Source organism: Pseudomonas sp. FW305-3-2-15-C-LB1 (genome assembly GCF_058787615.1).
This window is the reverse complement of record NZ_JBYSZX010000028.1, coordinates 1-22760: the sequence shown is the minus strand read 5'-3', so window position 1 is coordinate 22760 and position 22760 is coordinate 1. Positions and strand designations below refer to the sequence as shown.

At 60.6% G+C, this 22760-nt stretch carries 26 protein-coding genes; 14 read left to right on the top strand and 12 right to left on the bottom strand.

What is annotated here, in order from left to right; translation table 11 throughout:
• Nucleotides 1-608 precede the first annotated feature (608 nt).
• Nucleotides 609-890, top strand: coding sequence for a GNAT family N-acetyltransferase (locus AC3WP7_RS29180; protein WP_003189869.1), 282 nt, complete (start codon nt 609-611; stop codon nt 888-890).
• Between the two features lie 65 nt (nt 891-955).
• Here the strand turns inward: AC3WP7_RS29180 and AC3WP7_RS29175 are convergent, their stop codons facing one another.
• Together AC3WP7_RS29175 and AC3WP7_RS29170 are read right to left on the bottom strand one after the other, a co-directional pair.
• Entirely contained in the window at nt 956-2032 is a 1077-nt protein-coding gene (locus AC3WP7_RS29175) for a 3-deoxy-7-phosphoheptulonate synthase (RefSeq protein ID WP_058427976.1), read from the bottom strand.
• Nucleotides 2033-2163: 131 nt separating this feature from the next.
• Nucleotides 2164-2598 (bottom strand): PilZ domain-containing protein, encoded by a 435-nt coding sequence (locus AC3WP7_RS29170; RefSeq protein ID WP_092247684.1) that lies wholly within the window; start codon nt 2596-2598, stop codon nt 2164-2166.
• Here AC3WP7_RS29170 and AC3WP7_RS29165 point away from each other — a divergent pair.
• From AC3WP7_RS29165 to cysB, 5 genes are all read left to right on the top strand, one after another.
• Nucleotides 2597-2983, top strand: a complete 387-nt coding sequence (locus tag AC3WP7_RS29165) for a YbbN family protein (RefSeq protein ID WP_102593081.1) — start codon at nt 2597-2599, stop codon at nt 2981-2983. The genes AC3WP7_RS29170 and AC3WP7_RS29165 overlap by 2 nt on opposite strands.
• A complete protein-coding gene (locus AC3WP7_RS29160; RefSeq protein WP_102593082.1) occupies nt 2980-3942 on the top strand; it encodes a putative 2-dehydropantoate 2-reductase in 963 nt (320 codons plus the stop codon). Before AC3WP7_RS29165 ends, AC3WP7_RS29160 begins: the two co-directional genes overlap by 4 nt.
• 15 nt (nt 3943-3957) lie before the next feature.
• The gene (locus tag AC3WP7_RS29155; protein ID WP_071488528.1) at nt 3958-4863 is read left to right on the top strand and encodes a 5'-nucleotidase; all 906 of its coding nucleotides are present in this window, start codon (nt 3958-3960) and stop codon (nt 4861-4863) included.
• Nucleotides 4864-4915: 52 nt separating this feature from the next.
• Complete coding sequence (locus AC3WP7_RS29150; RefSeq protein ID WP_071488527.1) at nt 4916-5416, top strand: universal stress protein; 501 nt, start codon at nt 4916-4918, stop codon at nt 5414-5416.
• Nucleotides 5417-5519: 103 nt separating this feature from the next.
• Entirely contained in the window at nt 5520-6494 is a 975-nt protein-coding gene (gene cysB / locus AC3WP7_RS29145) for an HTH-type transcriptional regulator CysB (protein WP_012722988.1), read from the top strand.
• Nucleotides 6495-6503: 9 nt separating this feature from the next.
• Here cysB and AC3WP7_RS29140 read toward each other — a convergent pair whose 3' ends face one another.
• Nucleotides 6504-6986 (bottom strand): GreA/GreB family elongation factor, encoded by a 483-nt coding sequence (locus tag AC3WP7_RS29140; protein ID WP_093123384.1) that lies wholly within the window; start codon nt 6984-6986, stop codon nt 6504-6506.
• A gap of 5 nt (nt 6987-6991) precedes the next feature.
• Nucleotides 6992-7360 (bottom strand): hypothetical protein, encoded by a 369-nt coding sequence (locus AC3WP7_RS29135; protein ID WP_092247693.1) that lies wholly within the window; start codon nt 7358-7360, stop codon nt 6992-6994.
• Between the two features lie 132 nt (nt 7361-7492).
• Here AC3WP7_RS29135 and earP point away from each other — a divergent pair, with 132 nt between their 5' ends.
• Complete coding sequence (gene earP / locus AC3WP7_RS29130) at nt 7493-8626, top strand: elongation factor P maturation arginine rhamnosyltransferase EarP (RefSeq protein ID WP_093123309.1); 1134 nt, start codon at nt 7493-7495, stop codon at nt 8624-8626.
• A gap of 49 nt (nt 8627-8675) precedes the next feature.
• Nucleotides 8676-9248, top strand: a complete 573-nt coding sequence (locus tag AC3WP7_RS29125; RefSeq protein WP_003172723.1) for an elongation factor P — start codon at nt 8676-8678, stop codon at nt 9246-9248.
• A gap of 65 nt (nt 9249-9313) precedes the next feature.
• Here the strand turns inward: AC3WP7_RS29125 and AC3WP7_RS29120 are convergent, their stop codons facing one another.
• From AC3WP7_RS29120 to AC3WP7_RS29105, 4 genes are all read right to left on the bottom strand, one after another.
• On the bottom strand, nt 9314-10330 hold the full coding sequence (locus AC3WP7_RS29120; RefSeq protein WP_093123306.1) for an alpha/beta hydrolase: 1017 nt from the start codon (nt 10328-10330) through the stop codon (nt 9314-9316).
• 28 nt (nt 10331-10358) lie between these two features.
• The gene (locus AC3WP7_RS29115) at nt 10359-10778 is read right to left on the bottom strand and encodes an organic hydroperoxide resistance protein (RefSeq protein WP_071488523.1); all 420 of its coding nucleotides are present in this window, start codon (nt 10776-10778) and stop codon (nt 10359-10361) included.
• A gap of 141 nt (nt 10779-10919) precedes the next feature.
• The gene (locus AC3WP7_RS29110; RefSeq protein ID WP_071488522.1) at nt 10920-11372 is read right to left on the bottom strand and encodes a MarR family winged helix-turn-helix transcriptional regulator; all 453 of its coding nucleotides are present in this window, start codon (nt 11370-11372) and stop codon (nt 10920-10922) included.
• 80 nt (nt 11373-11452) lie between these two features.
• On the bottom strand, nt 11453-12403 hold the full coding sequence (locus tag AC3WP7_RS29105) for a LysR family transcriptional regulator (protein ID WP_071488521.1): 951 nt from the start codon (nt 12401-12403) through the stop codon (nt 11453-11455).
• A 109-nt stretch (nt 12404-12512) separates the two neighbouring features.
• Here AC3WP7_RS29105 and AC3WP7_RS29100 point away from each other — a divergent pair, with 109 nt between their 5' ends.
• Nucleotides 12513-13262: a sulfite exporter TauE/SafE family protein gene (locus AC3WP7_RS29100; protein ID WP_071488520.1), complete on the top strand. Its 750-nt coding sequence runs from the start codon at nt 12513-12515 to the stop codon at nt 13260-13262.
• Here the strand turns inward: AC3WP7_RS29100 and AC3WP7_RS29095 are convergent.
• Nucleotides 13252-14133, bottom strand: a complete 882-nt coding sequence (locus AC3WP7_RS29095; protein WP_071488519.1) for a LysR substrate-binding domain-containing protein — start codon at nt 14131-14133, stop codon at nt 13252-13254. The genes AC3WP7_RS29100 and AC3WP7_RS29095 overlap by 11 nt on opposite strands.
• A gap of 70 nt (nt 14134-14203) precedes the next feature.
• Here AC3WP7_RS29095 and AC3WP7_RS29090 point away from each other — a divergent pair, with 70 nt between their 5' ends.
• Both AC3WP7_RS29090 and AC3WP7_RS29085 read left to right on the top strand, forming a co-directional pair.
• Complete coding sequence (locus AC3WP7_RS29090; RefSeq protein ID WP_256572969.1) at nt 14204-14410, top strand: DUF1127 domain-containing protein; 207 nt, start codon at nt 14204-14206, stop codon at nt 14408-14410.
• 45 nt (nt 14411-14455) lie between these two features.
• Complete coding sequence (locus AC3WP7_RS29085) at nt 14456-15721, top strand: winged helix-turn-helix domain-containing protein (protein ID WP_102593083.1); 1266 nt, start codon at nt 14456-14458, stop codon at nt 15719-15721.
• Between the two features lie 67 nt (nt 15722-15788).
• Here AC3WP7_RS29085 and AC3WP7_RS29080 read toward each other — a convergent pair whose 3' ends face one another.
• Complete coding sequence (locus AC3WP7_RS29080) at nt 15789-17135, bottom strand: class II 3-deoxy-7-phosphoheptulonate synthase (RefSeq protein ID WP_071488516.1); 1347 nt, start codon at nt 17133-17135, stop codon at nt 15789-15791.
• 124 nt (nt 17136-17259) lie between these two features.
• Between AC3WP7_RS29080 and AC3WP7_RS29075 the strand changes: the two genes are divergently transcribed.
• Complete coding sequence (locus AC3WP7_RS29075) at nt 17260-18015, top strand: spermidine synthase (protein WP_102593084.1); 756 nt, start codon at nt 17260-17262, stop codon at nt 18013-18015.
• Nucleotides 18016-18117: 102 nt separating this feature from the next.
• Here the strand turns inward: AC3WP7_RS29075 and AC3WP7_RS29070 are convergent, their stop codons facing one another.
• Nucleotides 18118-18909 carry a crotonase/enoyl-CoA hydratase family protein gene (locus AC3WP7_RS29070; protein WP_071488514.1) on the bottom strand — a complete coding sequence of 264 codons (792 nt, stop codon included), beginning with the start codon at nt 18907-18909 and terminating at the stop codon, nt 18118-18120.
• A gap of 423 nt (nt 18910-19332) precedes the next feature.
• Between AC3WP7_RS29070 and AC3WP7_RS29065 the strand changes: the two genes are divergently transcribed.
• Nucleotides 19333-21006: a DEAD/DEAH box helicase gene (locus AC3WP7_RS29065; protein WP_058427958.1), complete on the top strand. Its 1674-nt coding sequence runs from the start codon at nt 19333-19335 to the stop codon at nt 21004-21006.
• A 74-nt stretch (nt 21007-21080) separates the two neighbouring features.
• Here AC3WP7_RS29065 and AC3WP7_RS29060 read toward each other — a convergent pair whose 3' ends face one another.
• Nucleotides 21081-21848 (bottom strand): DODA-type extradiol aromatic ring-opening family dioxygenase, encoded by a 768-nt coding sequence (locus AC3WP7_RS29060; protein WP_092247717.1) that lies wholly within the window; start codon nt 21846-21848, stop codon nt 21081-21083.
• A gap of 103 nt (nt 21849-21951) precedes the next feature.
• Here AC3WP7_RS29060 and AC3WP7_RS29055 point away from each other — a divergent pair, with 103 nt between their 5' ends.
• A complete protein-coding gene (locus AC3WP7_RS29055) occupies nt 21952-22608 on the top strand; it encodes a thiopurine S-methyltransferase (RefSeq protein ID WP_093530082.1) in 657 nt (218 codons plus the stop codon).
• Nucleotides 22609-22760: the final 152 nt, after the last annotated feature.

The following is a 22760-nucleotide window of genomic DNA, read 5'->3' as shown; positions in this document are numbered from 1 at the left end:
TGTTCCCCTTCAAGGACTTTCTATTAGATGGCTAGTATCTCAGAGTGAGCCAATAGCCGGCGTACATACTACCCATTACTTGTAGTAAGTAAACTGACGTAGCGCAAGAAGCAAAAAAAATTCTCGTGCCGAATCTATTTTGGCTAATCTTTTTGAGGTTTGTATAAAAACTGTCCAATTTTTTTAACCGGGCGCAAATCGGATCCAGGCTGAAAGGGCCGGCCCGCATGTGTTAAGCCCTGTAAACAGATGAAATTTTATATATCCACGCTGACACTTACGTTCAGCATGGCTTCGCGTTGCCCGGTATCTTTTGCGCATGTAGAGGTGACTTTAAGAGCGCCTGTTCGTCTCAAGGTTCAACTGCCGGCAATGTTCAGGCTTTCGATCATCGGTAGATCGAAGCCCTTTCTATATCCACCCGTGGCAGGGGATGACGAGTGCGCCTTGAGCAATTGCAGGATTGGTGCCTACTATTCCCTACGTGCAGGTGTGAGCGCTCAAGGTTTTCTCGTTGTCGAAACCGGCACGGGGTGGCGTAGATGTTCCTTCGCCGGAAAAACATCGGTAAGGTAGGGGTCAGAAACCAAGACCCGCGAGGAGTAGTGATGAGCGAGGCGTTGTCCATCCACCATGACCAGGCTGGTCATCAGTTCGAGACCAATGTGGACGGTCATCGTGCCTATCTGACCTATATGGACCTCGGCAAACAGACCCTGGATATCTATCGGACCTTCGTGCCCAACGCACTGCGGGGCCGTGGTATTGCGGCGGCACTGACCGAGGAAGCCTTGAAGTTTGCCGAGGAGGCGGGCTACACGGTGATCCCGTCCTGCTCCTATGTCGAACGCTACATGGAGCGCCACCAGCGTCATGCCGCGAAGTTGTAAGGCATAAACAGCATGAAAAAAACGCCGGGCTCAGCCCGGCGTTTTTGTGTGCGCTCGATACAGACTCAGGTGCGCTTGCGCTTAGGCAACACGTCCTTGAGCTTGGCGTGCATGCTGCGCAGGGTGTTTTCGGTGGCGGCCCAGTCGATGCAGGCATCGGTGATCGACACACCGTACTGCAAGTCGGCCAGGTCTTTTGGAATCGCCTGGCAACCCCAGTTCAGGTGGCTTTCGACCATCAGGCCGATGATCGACTGGTTGCCTTCCAGGATCTGGTTGGCGACGTTTTCCATCACCAGCGGCTGCAGGGCCGGGTCCTTGTTGGAGTTGGCGTGGCTGCAGTCGACCATGATGTTCGGCTTGATCTTGGCCTTGTTCAGCGCTTGCTCGCACAGGGCAACACTGACCGAATCATAGTTGGGCTTGCCGTTGCCGCCGCGCAGTACTACGTGACCGTAGGCGTTGCCCTTGGTGGTGACGATGGACACGCCACCTTCCTGGTTGATACCCAGGAAACGGTGCGGGCTGGAAACCGATTGCAACGCGTTGATCGCCACAGTCAGGCCGCCGTCGGTGCCGTTCTTGAAGCCCACGGCCGAGGACAGGCCAGACGCCATTTCGCGGTGCGTCTGGGATTCAGTGGTGCGTGCGCCGATGGCCGACCAGCTGATCAGGTCCTGCAGGTACTGCGGGGAGATCGGGTCCAGGGCTTCGGTGGCGGTGGGCAGGCCCATCTCGGCCAAGTCCAGCAGTAACTTGCGACCAATGTGCAGGCCGTCCTGGATCTTGAACGAGTCGTCCAGGTACGGGTCGTTGATCAAGCCTTTCCAGCCGACCGTGGTGCGCGGTTTTTCGAAATAGACGCGCATCACCAGGTACAGGGTGTCGGACACTTCCGCCGCCAGCACCTTGAGGCGCTCGGCGTACTCGTGGGCAGCCTTGAGATCGTGGATCGAGCAAGGCCCGATGACGACGAACAGGCGGTGGTCGGTGCCATCGAGAATGTCACGGATGACTTCGCGGCCTTTGGTGACGGTCTGCAGGGCAGCGTCGCTCAAAGGGATTTCGCGCTTGAGCTGATCGGGCGTGATCAGGGTCTCGTTGGATTCAACGTTTAGGTCATTGATCGGTAAATCAGCCATCGTGTTACTCGTCAGGGTCACGGGTGCCGGCCGCCAGCCATCCCCGTGCGGCGGAGCACAGCATGATTTGAATGCAGGGGGGAGGAACCTTAGCGCGTAACACCGGCCCGCGACAATGGGCAAAGCCCGCTTTAATCCAGTGCCGGCGCCACAAATGCCTCATGGGAGAACTCGCTGGCATGGCGCGATACCCACTCGCGGGCCAGGGCTTCGAGTTGCTGGGGTGTCGGCTCGGCGTCTTCGTGCTGGCGGCAGTAGCGTTCTATCCGGCATGCTTGCTCACCCATGCGTGCACCGAACAACGCATGTTCATCGGTGAACGAGACAGCGACGCGGTAGCCGTTTTCCACCTTGCGACACCACGCCACATAGCCTGGATAACGCGCGCTGGCACCCAGGGACGGGATATGCAGATCAACCGCCGTGCCTTCGCGCCAGGCGCGTGGCCAATGGCAGGCGATGCCGCCCAGGCCGATCGTGTGCAGGCGTTGGCGGGGGATAGCGGGAGAGGGACGTTGGATTAACTCGACAGCGACATCATCAGGGTGAGGTAAAAAACGACCCATGTACACGGACTCCGAGCACCGTCCAATTGACGGCGGTGGCAGCAGTATAGTGAAGGAACTGGAATTGACCGACCTGGATATTGACCAGCAATTGCTGGGATTGCCAGGTATTTCTCTGGTGATCTTTACCAGCGCAGGGTGTTCCAGTTGCCGCTGGGCACGCCAGCAAATGCCGGGCTGGCCGTTACCGGTGGACCGGTGGTGCTGGGTGGACGCCGGGCACAACGGTGGTGCGGTCGAGCGCTACCAGATCTTTCATTTGCCGGCGCTGTTCGTGGTGTGCGAGGGTCAATTCCTCGGGCAAATACAGACACGTCTTACGCGTGATGACGTTTTCGATGCCGTAAAACAGGCACTCACCCGTTCACCTGAGGATTTGCCATGACAGCAGTTAACCTCCAGTCACCCCGCATCGGCATTATCGGCACCGGTGCCATTGGTGGTTTCTACGGACTGATGCTGGCGCGTGCCGGTTTCGATGTGCACTTTCTGTTGCGCAGTGAATACGCGGCGGTCAGCGAGCACGGCCTGCACTTGAACAGCACCGTGCACGGCGTATTGCATCTGCATCCCGTGCAGGCTTATGCCCGCGCTGCCGATATGCCGCCGTGCGACTGGCTGCTGGTGGGCACCAAGTCGACCGGTAACGTCGAATTGGCCCCGACCCTCGCCCAGGTGGCGGCGCCGGATGCCAAGGTGGTGTTGCTGCAAAACGGCCTCGATGTGGAAGATTGCCTGCGTGAACACTTGCCAGCATCGCTGCACTTGCTGGGTGGCCTGTGTTATATCGGCGTGCACCGTTCGGGTCCGGGCGTTATCGAGCACCAGGCGCTGGGGCGGGTCAACCTGGGATATCACAGTGGTACGGCGGCCAACGATGACGCCCTCCAGAAAGCGATTGTCGAAGCGGGCGCCGCATTGTTTCACCAGGCGGGTATCGAGTCCCAGGCCATGGCCAATGTGCATCTGGCGCGCTGGCACAAGCTGGTGTGGAACGTGCCCTATAACGGCCTGTCCGTGTTATTGGGCGCGGGGACCACGGCGATGATGGCGGACGAATCCAGCCGCGAACTGATCCAGGCGCTGATGGCCGAAGTGGTGCAGGGCGCCCACGCCTGTGGTCATGAGATTCCCAAAAGCTACGCCGAACAGATGTTTACCCTGACTGAAACCATGGACGATTACCTGCCGAGCATGTACCACGACCACGTGCACAAACGCCCGCTGGAACTGGCGGCGATCTACGCCCGCCCACTTGCTGCGGCCAGGGCTGCCGGCTGTGAGCTGCCACGGGTGCAGGCGCTGTATCAGGCCTTGAGTTTTATTGATCGGCGTAACCGCTGAGCAGGGGGGCATACCATGGCAAAGGGATTGGGCGACAAACTGGTGCTGGCGATTTCGTCGCGGGCACTGTTCGACCTGAGTGACAGCCACAAGATCTACCTCGCCCAAGGCGTCGAGGCGTACCGCAAGTACCAGATCGAGCACGAAGAAGAAATCCTCGAACCCGGCGATGCATTTCCGCTGGTCAAGAAACTGCTGAGCCTGAACGCCAGCCTGGGCCGTGCGCGGGTTGAGGTGGTGCTGGTGTCGCGTAACAGCGCTGACACCGGCTTGCGCGTGTTCAATTCGATCCAGCATTACGGCCTGGATATTTCCCGCGCCGCTTTCGTAGGCGGGCGTAGTCCTTATCCTTATCTGGCGGCGTTTGGCTGCCATCTGTTTCTTTCGACCCATGCCGAGGATGTACGCAGTGCCCTCGATGCGGGTTTCGCGGCGGCGACGATTCTGTCAGGCGGCCCGAACCGCGCTTCCAGCGAAGAACTGCGCATTGCCTTCGACGGCGACGCGGTGCTGTTTTCCGATGAGTCCGAGCGTGTGTACCAGGCCGGTGGCCTGGCCGCGTTCCAGGCCAATGAGCGGGAGGCGGCGCGCCAACCGTTGCACGGCGGTCCTTTCAAGGGATTTCTGGCGGCGCTCAACCTGTTGCAGCGTGAGTTTCCCGATGAGGCCTGCCCGATCCGCACCGCCTTGGTCACTGCCCGTTCGGCGCCGTCACACGAGCGGGTGATTCGCACCTTGCGTGAATGGGATATCCGCCTGGACGAGTCGTTGTTCCTTGGCGGCCTGGAGAAATCCGCATTCCTGGAAGCGTTTGCCGCCGACGTGTTTTTCGATGACCAGGCCGGGCATTGCGAGAAAGCCATGGAATTTGTCGCCACCGGGCACGTGCCCCATGGAATCAGTAATGAGGTGAAGATCTAGGGCGCTGCTAAGCTGATTTCATCTCCGCCATCCTGGCAGTCCAGGAGGTTCTATGATCCGTTCGATGCTGTACGCCACGGACCTCGGTCTGTACGCGCCTTATGTGATGCAACATGCGCTGGCGCTGGCCCGAACGTTCAAGGCGGACCTGTATGTGATTCATGTGGTCGAGCCCATCGGCCTGTTCGCCGAATCGGTGTTGCAGAGCTACCTTGATGAGAAGGCCCTGAGTGAATGGCAAAGCCAGGGGCTGACCACGGTCATGGCGACGATCGAACAGCGGGTGCTGGACAGTTTTCGCGAGGAATTGGAGGACGGGGAGCAAGACCTGAAGTTGATTCGCTCGGTACGGGTGATCCAGGGGGACCCCTGCGAGGTGATTCTCGACCAACTGCGCAAACTTTCCGTGGATCTGTTGATCGTAGGAAGTCATAGCCATGCAACCGCGGCGGCCACCCCGTTGGGTCGCACCGCTGCACGGGTGCTGCAGCTGTCTACGGTGCCGGTCTACCTGGTGCCTTCGTTGCAACGTCGACGCAGTGATGACGTGTGATGGATGAAAACGATAAAAAGTTCTAGATTTATCCATCAAACCTTTAATATAGTTATATACCGTCGCTGATACCCGTGGCGTCTATCTGCTTTGAGGGACACATATGAAGCTTCAACAACTGCGCTACATCTGGGAAGTGGCGCACCACGACCTCAACGTTTCCGCTACCGCTCAAAGCCTCTACACCTCGCAACCCGGTATCAGCAAGCAGATCCGCCTGCTCGAAGACGAGTTGGGCGTCGAAGTGTTCGCGCGCAGTGGCAAGCACCTCACCCGTGTCACCCCCGCCGGTGAGCGCATCATCACCACCGCCGGCGAGATCCTGCGCAAAGTCGAAAGCATCAAGCAGATCGCCCAGGAATTCTCCAACGAGAAGAAAGGCACCCTGTCCATCGCCACCACCCACACCCAGGCGCGTTACGCGTTGCCGCCGGTGATCCGTGATTTCATCAAGCAGTACCCGGATGTGGCCCTGCACATGCACCAGGGTTCGCCGATGCAGATCGCCGAGATGGCCGCTGACGGCACCGTCGATTTCGCCATTGCCACCGAGGCCCTGGAGCTGTTCGGCGACCTGGTGATGATGCCGTGCTACCGCTGGAACCGTTGCGTGGTCGTGCCGCAAGGTCACCCACTGGCCAAGCTGCCGAAGCTGACCCTGGAAGCCCTGGCCGAATACCCGATCGTGACCTACGTGTTCGGTTTCACCGGCCGTTCCAAGCTCGACGAAGCCTTCAGCCATCGTGGCCTCACGCCGAAAGTGGTGTTCACTGCCGCCGACGCCGACGTGATCAAGACTTATGTACGCCTGGGCCTGGGCGTGGGTATCGTCGCCAAGATGGCGGTCGACACGGCCCTCGACAAAGACCTGGTGGTGCTCGATGCCAGCGAGCTGTTCGAGTCCAGCGTGACCAAGATCGGCTTCCGTCGTGGCACCTTCCTGCGTGGCTTCATGTGCGATTTCATCGAGAAGTTTGCGCCGCACCTGACCCGCGAAGTCATGGCCAAGGCGATCCAGTGCCACAACAAGCAGGAGCTGGAAGAGCTGTTCGACGGCGTTGAATTGCCCGTCCATTAAGCCAGCGGTTTATTTGGCCTCGGTAACCGTAAAATGTTGCCGGGCGCCTGCCACCAGAATCTCCACCTCATCGCCTTCGAACTTGCCCAGCAGGCTTTTGCCCAGTGGTGAGCGCGGGGTGATGACGGTCACCGGTTGTCCAACCACGTCCACCTTTAAACCGGCCGCATCCGGTGCCAGGAACAGCCATTGCTGGCGACCGTTCTCGTCTTCCAGGCCCAGCAGGGCGCCGACTTCTATGCCGCGCTGATCATCGAAGGCACGTAATGGCATGTTCTGGCACAGCGCCAACGCCTGCCTGATCTCCTCGACGCGCTTGGCTTGCCCGGCCGCCAGATAGGACGCCTCCAGCCCCAGGGTGTCGTATTTGTTTTCAGCGATGTTTTCTTCGTGGGTCGCGGTTTCGTAGGCGGTCTGCGCAGCGCGCTGTGCGATGTCGAGGTCGACGCCGAGCTTTTCCAGGATCAGCAGGTGGACGGCGTGTTTATTCATGGTCATCAATCGCAGAATTGCAGGACATTGGCCCGGGTCTTTTCGTTGGGGGCGTTCTGGTCCTGTTGCAGCCAGAACTGGCATTTGGGGTTGGACAGGTTGCGCGCGTTGTTGCGCGCCTGCTCCAGGCTCTGTTGCTGTTCCTGCTTCTGCAGGTTCTGCTGATATTGCTCGAACATGCGATTCGGCGGTTCAGGCTCCGCCACAGCAGGTTTGCCCAATTGCTGTACGGCCTGGGCCACTGGCGCCAGGCTCTGGGGAAACAGGTAGCGCGACGCCAGCCAGGTGGTCAGCACGATGGCGATAAACCCCAGCCATACGCCAGACGCAATAGCGGCACTGAGCTTGAACAGCGACAACGGACGATCAGACATGGTGCCCTCCTGGCAGGCATTGATGGCGTGGCTGCGATTGTCGCACAGCCACAGTGCAGAATAATCGCGATCAAGCCTTCTGCATCCGCGCATTTATGCGGACAATCGAACCTTTGAGCGTTGGAGCCCGGAATGAAAGCCCGCTGGGATATTTTTTGCAGCGTCGTCGACAACTTCGGCGACATCGGCGTGACCTGGCGCCTGGCCCGGCAATTGGTGGCGGAACATGCCTGTGTTGTGCGCTTGTGGGTCGACGACCTGCGCGCATTCGAGCGCATGTGCCCTGAGATTGATGTGCAACTCGACCAGCAATGGCAGGAAGGTGTCGAAGTGCGTCATTGGCCGACGGAGTGGGTGGGCGCGCCTGCAGCGGATGTCGTGATCGCCGCGTTTGCCTGCCAGTTGCCACCTGAGTATATGGAGGCCATGGCCGAGCGCGAACGCACGCCGGTGTGGATGAACCTGGATTATCTCAGCGCCGAGGAATGGGTCGTCGGTTGCCACCGGCTGCCATCGGTGAAGTTCAAGGGCGTGCAGAAGTACTTCTTCTTCCCCGGATTCCGGCCTGGCACCGGCGGCCTTTTGCGTGAGGCCGGGTTGCTGGAACAGCGTCGGGCTTTTCAGCAGGATGTGAACGTGCAACAAGACTTCCTGCAAACCTTGGGTGTGTTTCCCACAGCCGGTGCGCGGCTGATCTCACTGTTTGCCTATGAGAATGCCGGGCTCGCCAGTTGGCTGGACGTGTTATCGACGGACGGGCGTGCCACTCATCTATTGGTGCCGGAGGGGCGCATTCTTGGCGATGTGCAGCGTTGGTTGGGCTTGGAGCGGCTGGTGGCGGGGGATATCCAGCAGCGGGGATCGCTGACGGTGCAGGTGATTGCGTTCGTGCGCCAGGAGCAATACGACCGCCTGCTGTGGTGCTGTGACTTCAATGCCGTACGCGGTGAAGACTCGTTCGTGCGCGCCCAGTGGGCCGGGCGACCGCTGCTGTGGCATATCTATCGACAGGACGAAGATATTCACCTCGACAAACTCGATGCCTTCCTGGAGCTGTACACCGCAGGCTTATCACCCTCGGCAAGGGCGGCGCTGATCGGGCTCTGGCAAGCCTGGAACACGGAGGGCGATATGGCCCAGCCGTGGAAAATGCTGCTGGAACATTGGCCGGAGGTCAGCCAGCACGCCGAAACGTGGTGTCTGGAACAGGGCTTGCGGGCCGATCTTGCGACGGCGCTGGTGAACTTTCATGAAAGTTGGATATGATACGCCACCTTGAATTTTGTAAATCCCATCCAAATTTCGGATATATGCAATGAAAACTGGTAAAGAACTGAAACCCGGTACAGTGATCCGTCTCGAAAACGACCCTTGGCTGGTTCAGAAAGCTGAGTTCACCAAGTCTGGTCGTAACAGCGCCATCATGAAGACCAAGCTGAAGAACCTGCTGACCGGTTACAAGACCGAGATCGTCTACAGCGCCGATGACAAACTGGACGACGTAATCCTCGACCGCAAAGAAGCGACCCTGTCCTTCATCAGCGGCGACACCTACACGTTCATGGACACCACCGACTACACCATGTACGAGCTGAACGCTGAAGATATCGAAGCTGTTCTGCCGTTCATCGAAGAAGGTATGGAAGACGTCTGCGAAGCTATTTTCTTCGAAGAGCGCCTGGTTTCCGTAGAGCTGCCGACCACCATCGTGCGTAAAGTGGCCTACACCGAAGGTTCCGCTCGCGGCGACACGTCGGGCAAGGTGATGAAGCCTGCCAAGCTGAGCAATGGTACCGAACTGCAAGTGGCCGATTTCATCGAAATCGACGACCTGATCGAGATCGATACCCGCGAAGGCGGTTCGTACAAAGGTCGCGCCAAGAAGTAATTCTGGCCCCGCCGATACGAAAAAAAGCCCGACCTTGAGTCGGGCTTTTTCGTGGGCGCTGCTTTTTACTTCAAGTGTTGCTTCAGCTCATCCGAGGCCTGGAGCAATGCGGAGCGGACTGCCGGGACTTGGCTGACCACGTTGAGCAGACCGTAGTCGTGAATCATGCCGTTGTAGCGCACGGCAGTCACCGGTACACCGGCTGCGTCCAGCTTGCGGGCGTAGGCTTCACCCTCATCCCGCAGCACATCGGCGCTGGCGGTCTGGATCAGCGCAGGCGGCAAGCCTTTGAGCTGGTCGGTGGTGGCCCGCAGCGGCGAGGCATAGACCTCGGCGCGCTGGTTGGCGTCGGTGGTGTAGTTGTCCCAGAACCACTTCATCATGTTGCGGGTCAGGAAGTGCCCTTCGGCGTACTGGTTGTAGGACGCGGTGTCGAAATTGGCGTCGGTCACCGGCCATAGCAACAATTGGAACTTGATCGCCGGCGTGCCCTTATCCTTGGCCATCAGGCTGACCACTGCCGCCATGTTGCCGCCGACGCTGTTGCCCGCGACCGCCAGGCGCTTGCCATCGACATTGATCTCTTTACCGTGCTCGGCCACCCATTTTGTGGCGCCGTAGGCCTGGTTGATCGCCACCGGGTAACGTGCTTCCGGTGAAGGCGTGTAGTTGACGAATACCGCCACCGCCCCCGAACCCACCACCAGATCCCGCACCAAGCGCTCATGGGTCGGGTAATCCCCCAGCACCCAGCCGCCACCGTGGAAGAACATGAACACAGGCAATGTGCCCTTGACCCCGGCTGGCCGCACGATGGTCAGGTCCAGCGGCTTGCCGTCGACCTGGATGGTCTTCTGGCTCACATCCGCCTTGGGCAAGGTCAGCTTCACACCGGCCTGGGCGCCGGTCAGTACGGCACGGGCGTCCTTGGGCGTCAGTTGTTCCATCGGTTTGCCGTTGCCTGCGTTCAACACATCCAGGAAGGCCTGGGTGTTGTGCTCGACTTCACCGGTCGCCGCAAAGGCGTGGGTGATGGACAAGGCGAGCAGGGTGCCGGTGAGCGCTTTACCAATTGTGTTCATTTCGTTCTCCAGGGGCGGCCGGTTTCATTTAGACGATCACGTGCAGGCGTACATCGACGTTGCCACGGGTGGCGTTGGAGTACGGGCAGACTTGGTGGGCGGCGTCGACCAGGCTTTGCGCGTCGTCCTGGGCCAGGCCGGGCAGGCTGATGTGCAGGTCGATGTCCAGGCCGAAACCGCCGGGGATCTGGCCGATGCCAACGTGGGCGGTGATCGAGGCGTCATCCGGGATTTTGCGTTTGGTCTGGCTGGCGACGAATTTCAGGGCACCGATGAAGCAGGCCGAGTAGCCGGCAGCGAACAGTTGTTCAGGGTTGGTGGCCTGGCCGCCGGCACCGCCCAGTTCTTTGGGGGTGGAGAGTTTGACGTCGAGGATGTTGTCGCTGGAAACAGCACGACCATCACGGCCGCCGGTGGCGGTAGCTACTGCGGTGTAGAGCGTTTGCATGGTGTTTTCCTCTTGGCCGTTAGCGCTAAATGTTTGCGCGCTAAGTAGTTGGTGAGGCAAATGTATAGCGCTAATGTTTAGTGCGCAAGATAAATTTATAAAATATTGTCGTGTAGCCAAAACCGATGTGGGAGGGGCGTTCTAAATTGCGTTCTGCAAGTTGCTGCGCAGTGCAATCAAATCAGCTTGTAGCTTGCGTAGTTGGTCCAATTCCAGGCCGCTGGCGCCCAGGATGCACTGCGGGATCCCCAGGGCCTTGTCCTGCAATGCCCGCCCGGCCTCGGTCAGTTCTACAACCACGACGCGTTCATCCTCGCGGCTGCGGGTACGGCTGAGCACACCTTCGGCTTCCAGGCGCTTGAGCAGTGGGGTAAGCGAGCCCGGATCGGTCAGCAGGCGACTGCTGATTTCGCCGACGGTCAAACCATCCTCTTCCCACAACACCATCATGGCCAGGTACTGCGGGTAGGTCAGGCCAAGTGCTTGCAGCAATGGCTTGTAGACCTTGGTCATCAGCAGCGAGGTGGAGTGCAGGGCGAAGCACAGCTGGTTGTCCAGCATCAGGGATTCGCACGGATCAGGGTTCTTGCTCATGGCGGTACCTCGAAAAAGCATGTCTGGGCTGGAATCTAGCGGGCAAATCTTTAATGCGCCAGATAATTCTGACCGAATGGTTAGACCAGGCCACTCTGCAGCGCCAGATCCCAAGGCGGCACCGGGCTGAACCGGGACTTCAGATACTCCAGCAGCAATCGGCTGCGGGCATTGGGTTGCTGTTCCAGGCGCAGCGCGTAGATCCCGGTGGTCTCGGGGCTGGGCAGGCCGTCTTCGCAGAACAAGGGCAGCAGTTCGCCGCGCACCAGGTATTCGCTGGCCAGCCACGTGGGCAGGTGAGCGATACCCAGTCCTGCCAAAGCACCAGACAACAAGGCTTCAGCGTTATTGGCACTCATGCGGATGCGTTGCGGGCGATAGGTGGCGCGGCGCCCATCCAGCTCGAAGCGCCAGGCGAACGTGGGCGCCAGGCCATCCCAGTCCAACCCATCGTGTTCGCTCAGTTCCCGAGGGTGGATCGGCGTGCCGCGGCTTTTCAGATAGGCCGGGCTGGCGCACGCGATGCGCACGATGCTCGCCAAGGGCGTGGCGATCAACCGCGTGTCGACGAGATGCCCGGCGCGCAGCACCAGGTCCACTTTGCCCAGGTGTGCGCCCTGCATATCCACAAAGCTGTCGATCAAATGCAGGTGCACATCCAGCCCCGGGTAGACATTCAGAAAGTCCGCAATCACCGGCGCCAGATGCCGTCGCCCAAACGCTGCCGGCGCATCTACCCGGATCAGGCCTTCCGGCGCGTGGCTGAGGGACACCGCTTCGGCACGCGCCAGTTGCAGCTCGCTGACGATCCGCCGTGCCCGCTCGGCGAAGGCCAGGCCAGCCGGGGTCGGCACCACGGCATGGGTGCTGCGCTGGAACAAACGGCTGCCCACCGAGCTTTCCAGGCTGTCGATCCGTCGTGCTACCGCCGACGGCGTCAGCGGATGGCGGCGTGCGGCGGCGGAGAAACTGCCGGTCTCCAGTACATCGAGAAACAGGCTCAGTTGATCGGTCAGAGGATTGGGGTTCATCGTAAAGTCGCTTATGCGAGATTGGCACAGCCATTGTGCGTTGCTGTGCGTTTCCGCGCCAGAGCCGACTGCGTAGCATGCAAGGCCTGGGATTGCGGAGTAACAAGCGGTGTTGGATTTAGTGATGTACCTGATCTTGGGTGCGGCCCTCGGCACGGTGGGCGGCCTGTTTGGCATTGGCGGTGGGTTGATTGCCATTCCGGTGCTGGGCGTGTTGTTCGGCCTGGACCAGCAATTGGCCCAAGGCACCGCCTTGGTGATGGTGGTGCCCAACGTGATGCTGGCGCTGTGGCGCTATCACCAGCGCAACCGTATCGAGTTGCGCCATGCGCTGCCGCTCGGCGTCATGGGGTTCACGTTTGCCTGGCTGGGTTCGATCTGGGCGGTGGGGCTGGACGCGGGTGCAATGCGCATCGGTTTTATCGCTTTTTTGCTGGCACTGTCTGCCTACAACCTGCTGCGCATGTTCACCCGCAACGCACCGCCTACGGCGCAGATGCGCTATTCCTGGCCGTGGCTTGGAGTGCTCGGTGCCGCTTCCGGGTCCATGGGCGGTTTGTTTGGCGTCGGCGGCGCCGTGGTCGCTACGCCGGTGCTGACCAGTGTGTTCGGCACGAGCCAGGTGGTTGCCCAAGGGTTATCCCTGGCCTTGGCCTTGCCGAGCACGGGGGTGACATTGGTCACTTACGCCTGGCATCAGGAAGTTGACTGGATGATCGGTGTGCCGTTGGCCGTGGGCGGTTTGCTCAGCATCAGTTGGGGCGTGAAGGTGGCCCATGCACTGCCGGAACGTGTGCTGCGCGGTCTGTTCTGCGGCTTCCTGGTGGTGTGCGCGGTGATGTTGACCTTTAAAGTCTGAAACCTTCGAGGATGTATTCCGCCAGGCAGTCGGTGATGGGCGAATTCATCTGCGGGTTACGCAGCAAATGCAGATTCATTGACGGCAGCGGCGGGAAACCCTCGTCGCGGCCGAGTACGCGCAGGTCTTCGGTCACCAGGCTCTCCATGCTGACCATCACCGCCAGGCCTGCATTGACAACCGCCTGGATCGCCGACACGTTGGAGCTGTGGTAGGCCAGGCGATAATCGCGCCCGGCCGCGTCCAGTGCCGAGCGTGCCCACTGGGTATAAAGGCAATCGGCGCCGGACATCGCCAGCGGCAGGGCGTCGTGCTCGTCGGCGCAGAAGCACGGCGCCGCTGCCCACACCATGCGCTCCGTGCGCAACAGTTCACCGATCTCATTGCCCGGCTCACGACTGACAACGGTCAGTGCCAAATCCCGACGCTGCATCAATACCGTCGACGCCTCGCAGTGCATCTCGATCTGGATCAGCGGGTACGCCTTGGAGAACTGCTTGAGAATGCCCGGCAGGAACCGCATCACGTAGTCGTCCGGCGTGCCGATGCGCACCAACCCGACCATGTGCGGCTCGCGCAGGGTGTTGAACACCTCGCTGTGCAGTTTCAGGATACGCCGCGCATAGCCCAGCAATACCTGGCCCTCAGGCGTCAGCCGCACCTGCCGGCCATCGCGCTCGAACAGCTTGCGCTGCAATACGTCCTCTTCCAGGCGCTTCATCTGCATGCTCACCGCCGATTGAGTGCGGTTGACCAGCTCGCCGGCGCGGGTAAAGCCGCCCTGGTCGGCGATGGCGACGAAGGTGCGCAGCACCTCAGTGTCGATGCTTGGGTAGCCGGACAATTGATCAATCTCCGAGATGTATTGCATGAGAAACATTCGTTGGATTGATCTTAAGCCCACGCACACACTTGCGCCATCCCCACTGGAGGGCGAGAAGATGAAAGGTCAAAGAGGTTTTGTATTACTGGCGAAACGTCCGTTTACCGGGCTGCTTCACAAGATTGTCCGTTGGCAGACGCTGCATGAGGAGCGCCAGATGCTGGCGACCTTGAGCGATGATGCGCTCAAGGACATCGGCCTCAATCGCGGCGACGTGGAGCAGGAGCTCCACCTGCATTTCTGGCAAGATCCGCTGCGAAAATGATCGCGGATGCAGTAGGGTAGTCGGCGAGCCCCCACGGAGAAACCCATGCCCGCCGACCAGTCGTTTTCACTCAAGCAAGCTCGACGCATGGCGCTGGCGGCCCAGGGTTTTTCCGGGCGCCAGGCGCCTGCACTGATCAAGGCTGCGCACCTCAACCGTATGATCGAGCGCCTGGGCGTGCTGCAGATCGATTCGGTCAATGCGGTGGTGCGCTCCCATTACCTGCCGCTGTTTTCCCGTCTGGGTCACTATTCCCCGTTGTTGCTCGAACAGGCTGCCTGGAGCCAGGGGCGGCGGCGCTCTCTGTTCGAATACTGGGGGCATGAGGCGTCGCTCCTGCCGATGGCATTGTTCCCGTTGATGCGCTGGCGCATGGAGCGGGCCAGGCAAGGGCAGGGCATTTATTCGCAGATGGCGCGTTTTGGGCGTGAGCAACAGGCCACGATTCAACGTGTACTGCACACTGTTGAGCAGCAGGGCGCGCTGGGTGCCGGCAGCTTGTCGACCCGCGAGGAACGCGCCGGCCCATGGTGGGACTGGAGCGACGAAAAGCATGCGTTGGAATGGCTGTTTGCTGCTGGTTTGGTCACAGTCGCCGGTCGGCGCGGGTTTGAGCGGCTCTATGATTTGCCGGAGCGGGTCATTCCCGGCGATATCCTTCAAACCACTGTGACCGAAGCCGAGGCCCAGCGTGGTTTGTTGCTGCACAGCGCCACCGCGTTGGGTGTCGGTACTGAAAAAGACCTGCGCGATTACTTCCGTCTCGATCCGGCCGACAGCCGCCATCGCCTTGCTGAACTGGTGGAGGACGGTCAACTGGTGACGTGCCAGGTACAAGGCTGGAAACAGGCGGCGTACTGCCTGCCCGATCCCAAAGTGCCGCGCAAAGTGCCGGCCAGCGCCTTGTTGTCGCCGTTTGATTCGCTGGTCTGGGAGCGCAGTCGCACCGAGCGGCTGTTCGACTTCCGTTACCGGCTGGAGATCTACACCCCGCAGGACAAGCGGGTGTACGGTTACTACGTGCTGCCGTTCCTGCACAACGAGCGGATCGCCGCGCGCGTCGACCTGCGCGCCGAACGCGCCAACGGGCGCCTGGCGGTGCATGCGGTGCACGAAGAAGAGCCGGGGCTGGATGAGCAAGGGATGTTGGCGCTGGCGCAAAACCTGCGGCAAATGGCCGACTGGCTGGGGCTGGAGCAGGTGCAACTCAATTGCCAAAGGCCGAGTGCCGAGCGGTTGCGGGCTGCGATGATCAGCATGGGGGTTGGTCTTCAGGGTCTCATCGGGGGCGAGCCCCCTCCCACATTTTGATCTGTGAATACATTCAAGTGTGGGAGGGGGGCTTGCCCCCGATGAGGCCCTGAAGGCAACTGAAAACTCAGCGTTTGACCTGCTTCAAGGTCTCGGCAATCAGAAACGCCAGTTCCAGCGACTGATCGGCATTCATCCGTGGGTCGCAGTGGGTGTGATAGCGGTCCGACAAGCCATCCTCGGTGATCGGCCGTGCGCCGCCGATGCACTCGGTGACGTTCTGCCCGGTCATCTCGATGTGAATCCCGCCGGCATAGCTGCCTTCGGCCTGGTGCACCTGGAAAAACTCCTTCACCTCGCCGAGGATCTGCGCAAAGTCGCGGGTTTTGTAGCCGCTGCTGGCCTTGATGGTGTTGCCATGCATCGGGTCCGAGCTCCACAGCACCTGCTTGCCCTCGCGCTGCACGGCACGAATCAGGTGGGGCAGGTGATCGCCGACCTTGCCCGCGCCCATGCGCGCGATCAGGTTGAGGCGGCCGGGGTCGTTGTCCGGGTTGAGGATATCGATCAGGCGGATCAGGTCATCCGGGTTCATGCTCGGCCCGACCTTGACCCCGATCGGGTTGTTCACCCCGCGCAGGAACTCGACGTGAGCGCCGTCCAGTTGGCGAGTGCGATCGCCGATCCACAGCATATGGGCCGAGCAGTCGTAGTAGTCGTTGGTCAGGCTGTCACGGCGTACGAAGGCTTGTTCGTAGTTGAGCAGCAGCGCTTCGTGGGCGGTGAAGAAGCTGGTCTCGCGCAGTTGCGGCGAGCTGTCCATGCCGCAGGCGCGCATGAAGGCCAGGGTTTCGTCGATACGGTCGGCCAGTTGGCTGTATTTTTCGGCCAGCGCAGAGTTGGCGATAAAGTCCAGGTTCCACTTGTGCACCTGGTGCAGGTCGGCAAAACCGCCCTGGGCAAAGGCGCGCAGCAGGTTCAGGGTAGCGGTGGACTGGTGGTAGGACTGCAGCAGGCGGTCCGGGTCCGGCACGCGGCTTTTCTCGTCGAAACCGATGCCATTGACGATGTCGCCACGGTAGGCGGGCAGGGTGACACCGTCGATGGTTTCATCATTGGCCGAACGCGGCTTGGCGAACTGGCCCGCCATGCGCCCGACCTTGACCACCGGGCAGCCGGCGGCGAAGGTCATCACGATAGCCATTTGCAGCAGCACTTTGAACGTGTCGCGGATTTTCGCGGCGGAGAACTCGGCAAAACTCTCGGCGCAATCGCCGCCTTGCAGCAGGAACGCACGGCCCTGGGTCACCTCGGCAAACTGGCGGCGCAGTTCGCGAGCTTCTCCGGCAAACACCAGTGGCGGGTAGCTGGCCAGGTTCTGCTCCACTTGCAGCAAGTGTGCAGCGTCCGGGTACCGGGGTTGTTGCTGGATCGGCAGGGCGCGCCAGCTGTCGGGGCTCCAGGGTTGGCTCATCATGAACTCGATTGGCTGATTGACGGTGGGGCGCCAATGTTATCAGCAATTAGTGCGTGACCTGTTGCCGCCGGTTGGCCGACAATCGCGCCTTTGCCGTGCAGCAAACCCGTTAGGAGTTGTGATGACCGAGGAGCGTGTCGAGCGCCTGCTCGCCGAAGTCCATGATGAATTCGGCATGATCCGTGTGCTCGAAGTGGCCGATTACCGTTTTCTCGAGTTTGGCGATGCCATCGAGCAGAGCTGCGTGTTCACCGCTGACCCGAGCTGGCTGGAGTATGACTACACCCGTGCGATGCTGATCGGTGCGTTGTGTCATGAACAGCCTGAGAGCGCGCTGTTCCTTGGCCTGGGTGCCGGGACGTTGACGCAGGCGTGCCTCAGGTTCCTGCCGCTGGAAGATGTGGAAGCCATCGAGTTGCGCCCCGACGTGCCGCGCCTGGCCATCGAATACCTGGGGCTGGATGACGACCCGCGGTTGTATATCCGCATTGGTGATGCCCTCCAATTGCTGGAAACCGCCGAATCGGCAGACTTGATCTTCGTGGACCTCTATACGGACGTCGGTCCCGGCGTCGGGCACCTGGCCTGGACCTTCCTGGAAAACTGCCAGAAGAAACTCAATCCCGGCGGCTGGCTGGTGATCAACCAATGGGCCACCGATGACGGCAAGCCGTTGGGCGCGGCATTGTTGCGCGGGTTGTATCACCGGCATTACTGGGAGCTGCCGGTGAAGGAGGGCAACGTGATCTTGCTGGTGCCTTCGGAGTTGGATCAGGAGCTGGATATGCAAGCGTTGACGGCGCGTGCCGAGGCATTGGTGCCACGCCTGGGGTATTCGTTGCAGGGGTTGATCAAGGCGATCCGGCCGGCTACTTGATTGCCTGAACTGGCCCTTTCGCGGGCAAGCCCGCTCCCACATTTGGACTGCATTCCCCTGTGGGAGCGGGCTTGCCCGCGAAGAGGCCATCACTGACGACGACTAAATACCTTTGAACACCCCTGGCCGCTTCTCCACCATCGCCAGCACACCTTCCTTGGCATCCTCACTGTTGAGCAATTTGTCCACCATCGGCGGCAACGCCTCAGCCGCCACGGCTTCGCCTTCCATGCGCGCCAGCCGTGCCGACATCAACGTGGCCTGCACGCCCAGCGGTGCCTGGCGCGCAATGCGGTTGGCCAGTTCGACGGCGCGGGGCAGCAAGTCCTCGCTGGCCATCACTTCCTGCACCAGGCCCAGGCGCAGGGCTTCATGGGCATCGAATTCGTCGCCGGTGAGCAGCCAGCGCATCGCGTTGCCCCAGCCGGCGATCTGATGAAGGCGCAGTGTCGCGCCGCCGAACGGAAAGATCCCACGCTGCACTTCCATCTGCGCAAAGCGCGTGTTGCTCGCGCACAAGTTGATATCGGCGGCCAGCATCAATTCGATACCGATGGTCAGACAGTAGCCCTGGGCTGCGACGATCACCGGTTTGCTCACGCGCGGGCCGGCAAATACGCCCCACGGATCACAACCGCCCAGAGGCGGCTGCCAGCCACCGGCCATTACGCCGCTGACATTGGCCAGGTCCAGCCCGGCGGTAAAGTGGTCGCCATGGGCAAACACCACGGCCACCCGAGCGTCATCATTTCGATCAAATTCGCCATACGCCAGGCTCAGCTCATTGAGCAGGTCGAGGTCGAACGCGTTGCGTTTGGCCACCCGGTCCAGACCCAAAAGCAAGACATGACCCTGGAGTTCACGGCTGACGCGGCTGCTGCTGGCTTGATTCATCGGGTGTGCCCTCGGGCGCGGGGAAAGGTTTCGGACCAAAGGGCCGCAACGCTCAGGTGAACCGTTTAAGCGTTATGACCAGCAGGGCCGGGCCTCTGGAAAATAGACCCTGCCGGCGTTATCTGCAAAGACTGTGACATAGCGCGGTTTATCGGTACATGGCGATAAAAAAAGCTCCCTTTTTCAGCTATTTCCGGTATAGTGCGCGCCGGCCTTTAACCGGGCCGCGTTTAGGTAGCGCAATTCCCCGAAGTCAGCTTCGGCTGCACGTCCGCACAGCGGACTCTCCCTTGACGAATCTTTTTCATTCATTCGTTTTCGCAAATCCCCGCCGACAAAGCAGCCAGGGCGACTCTTGAGTCTCAACACGGCATGCGCAGCTTTGGAGCATGGGTCTTTGCGGATGCACTTAGAGGCAGACCCATGACCCAGGAAACCGGCGGCTTCGCCGCTTTTAATCTCAACCCGAATATTCTTGCAGCCGTCGCAGCGACCGGCTACGAAGAGCCTTCGGCGATTCAGCAGCAATCGATCCCGATCATCATGGCCGGCCAGGACATGATTGGCCAGGCGCAAACCGGTACCGGTAAAACCGCCGCGTTCGCCCTGCCTATCCTGCACTGCATCGATCCTGCCAAGCGCGAACCGCAAGCCCTGATCCTGGCGCCAACTCGTGAGTTGGCGCTGCAAGTAGCAACCGCTTTTGAAACCTACGCCAAGCAAATGCCAGGCGTAACCGTTGTGGCCGTTTACGGCGGCGCGCCTATGGGCCCGCAACTCAAGGCAATCCGCAATGGCGCACAGATCGTTGTCGCCACCCCGGGCCGCCTGTGCGACCACCTGCGTCGTGACGAGAAAGTCCTGTCGACCGTGAACCACCTGGTTCTGGACGAAGCTGACGAAATGTTGAAGCTGGGCTTCATGGATGACCTGGAAGTCATCTTCAAGGCACTGCCACCAACCCGTCAGACCGTACTGTTCTCGGCCACCCTGCCACAGTCGATCCGTGCCATTGCCGAACGCCACCTGCGCGATCCGCAACACGTGAAGATCCAGACCAAGACCCAGACCGTTACCGCGATCGAACAGGCTCACCTGTTGGTTCACGCTGACCAGAAGACCTCGGCTGTATTGAGCCTGCTGGAAGTCGAAGACTTCGACGCCCTGATCATGTTCGTGCGCACCAAGCAAGCGACCCTGGACCTGGCCAGTGCCCTGGAAGCCAAAGGCTACAAAGCCGCTGCGCTGAACGGTGACATCGCCCAGAACCAGCGTGAGCGCGTGATCGACTCCCTCAAGGATGGCCGCCTGGACATCGTTGTAGCGACCGACGTTGCTGCCCGTGGCCTCGACGTTCCACGTATCACCCACGTGTTCAACGTTGACATGCCGTACGACCCGGAGTCCTACGTGCACCGTATCGGCCGTACTGGCCGTGCCGGTCGCGAAGGTCGTGCACTGCTGCTGGTGACGCCGCGTGAGCGCCGCATGCTGCAAGTGATCGAGCGTGTGACCGGTCAGAAAGTCGCTGAAGTGCGCCTGCCGGATGCCCAGGCAGTCCTCGATGCCCGCATCAAGAAACTGACCAACAGCCTGGCGCCACTGGTGGCTGACGCTGAATCGACCCACGGCGACCTGCTGGACCGCCTGACCGCCGACATCGGTTGCACCCCGCGTGCCCTGGCTGCAGCCCTGCTGCGCAAGGCAACCAACGGTCAGGCCCTGACCCTGGCGGCCATCGAGAAAGAACGTCCACTGGTGCCGAACAGCGCGCCGCGCGGTGATCGTCCGGAGCGTTCCGGCGACCGTCCAGACCGTGGTGATCGTGAGCGTCGCGCTCCGGTTCCATTGGCTGAAGGCCGTGCGCGTTGCCGTACCGCGCTGGGCGCGCGTGATGGCATCGCTGCCAAGAACCTGCTGGGCGCTATCCTCAATGAGGGTGGTCTGGCACGTGAAGCCATCGGTCGCATCCAGGTCCGTGACAGCTTCTCCCTGGTGGAACTGCCGGAAGACGGTCTGGAAAAACTGCTGACCAAGCTCAAAGACACTCGCGTTGCCGGTAAGCAGCTCAAACTGCGTCGCTACCGCGAAGATTGATCCGCCCTTGGGCTGATTGATCGCACAAAAAAAATCCCCGACTGGTTCGGGGATTTTTTTGCCTGAAATTTACTTTAGCCGAAGCGGTAGATGTCCATCCCCAGCGCGCCCATGGTGAATCCCTGGTGCGCCACGCTGAATTCGCCACCGGCGCCACGGGCGAAGTACAGGGGCAGCAAGTGTTCATCACTGGGGTGGCTACGCACGGCATTTGGTGCCTGGCGGCGATAGTCGTGCAGCGCGGTTTCATCGTTGGCTGCCAGCTTGTCCACCACCCAGTCCCGGAAATTCCGCGCCCATGGCTCGATGCTCTCCGGGCCTGCATGCCAGTCCAACTCGCCCAGGTTGTGGGTGATGCTGCCGGAGCCGATCAACAACACGCCTTGCTCACGCAGGCCCGCAAGAGCATGCCCGACGCGGGTCTGCAGGGCTGGGCCCATGCGGCTCGGCAAAGACACCTGCACCACCGGGATATCCGCCGCCGGGTACATCAGCGACAGCGGGACCCAGGTGCCATGGTCAAAGGGGCGACGGTCATCGATGCGCGCATTCAGGCCATCGGCGTGCAGCAGCTCGACAATCTTGCCGGCCAACTGCGGGTCGCCCGGGGCCGGGTATTGCACGGCAAACAGCTCGCGGGGAAAGCCGCCGAAGTCATGCCAGGTTTCCGGCGCGGCGCTGCCGCTGACCAGAAGTTCAGGGCTTTCCCAGTGCGCCGACACCACCACGATGGCCTTCGGTCGGGGCAGCTCGGCCGCTAGCTGTTGCAGCGCCGGGCCGCTGGCGCCGGGTTGCAGGGCGAGCATGGGCGACCCGTGGGAGATAAACAGGCTGGGCAACATAAGGAGGGTCCTGAGCGTTAACATGGGCCCATCTTCAATCAGATCATTGATCTAAATCTAATATAAGTTTTAGTGCCTTTTGATCGAATTTTCGGGGTGATCTATGGAGCCTAAATTTTGGCAGGACCGCTGGGCAAGCAACCAGATCGGCTTTCACCAACCCAAGGTCAATCCGTATCTACAACGACATTGGCCGCAACTGGGCCTGGCCGAGGGCGCGCAGGTGTTGGTGCCCTTGTGTGGCAAAAGCCTGGACTTGATGTGGCTGGCCAGCCAGGGGCTGCGAGTATTGGGTGTGGAGCTGTCGGAGCAGGCGGTCGAGGCGTTTTTCGACGAACAGGACCTTGTGCCCCGTATCACGCAACGGGGCACCTTTGCGGTGTATCAGGCGGGCTTGATCGAGGTGTGGTGTGGCGACTTCTTCACCCTTGATGCTGAGGCGCTGGCCGATTGCGCTGCGCTTTATGACCGCGCCGCCCTCATCGCCTTGCCGCCGCTGATGCGTGTGCGGTATGCCGAGCATCTGAACAGTCTGTTGCGTCCAGGTTGCGAGGGGCTGTTGATCACCCTCGATTACGACCAGACGCAAAAAGCCGGACCACCGTTTGCAGTAACGGATGACGAGGTGAAGGTGTTGCTGGGTGCGCACTGGGCCTTGGAGGTGCTGGAAGAACAAGACATCCTGGGCGAGAGCTGGAAGTTCGTGCAGGACGGCGTCACGCGGCTGGATGAACGGGTGTATCAGTTGACCAGGCGCTGAATTTTCCATCGCTATCGGGGGCAAGCCCCCTCCCACATTTTGATCTGTGAAAACCTTTAAGTGTGGGAGGGGGCTTGAACTGGCCTAATGATTTTGGACACTTCAATCGGGCGCTATGATGGCGCCCAAATCTGAGGTGTTTGGATATGCGT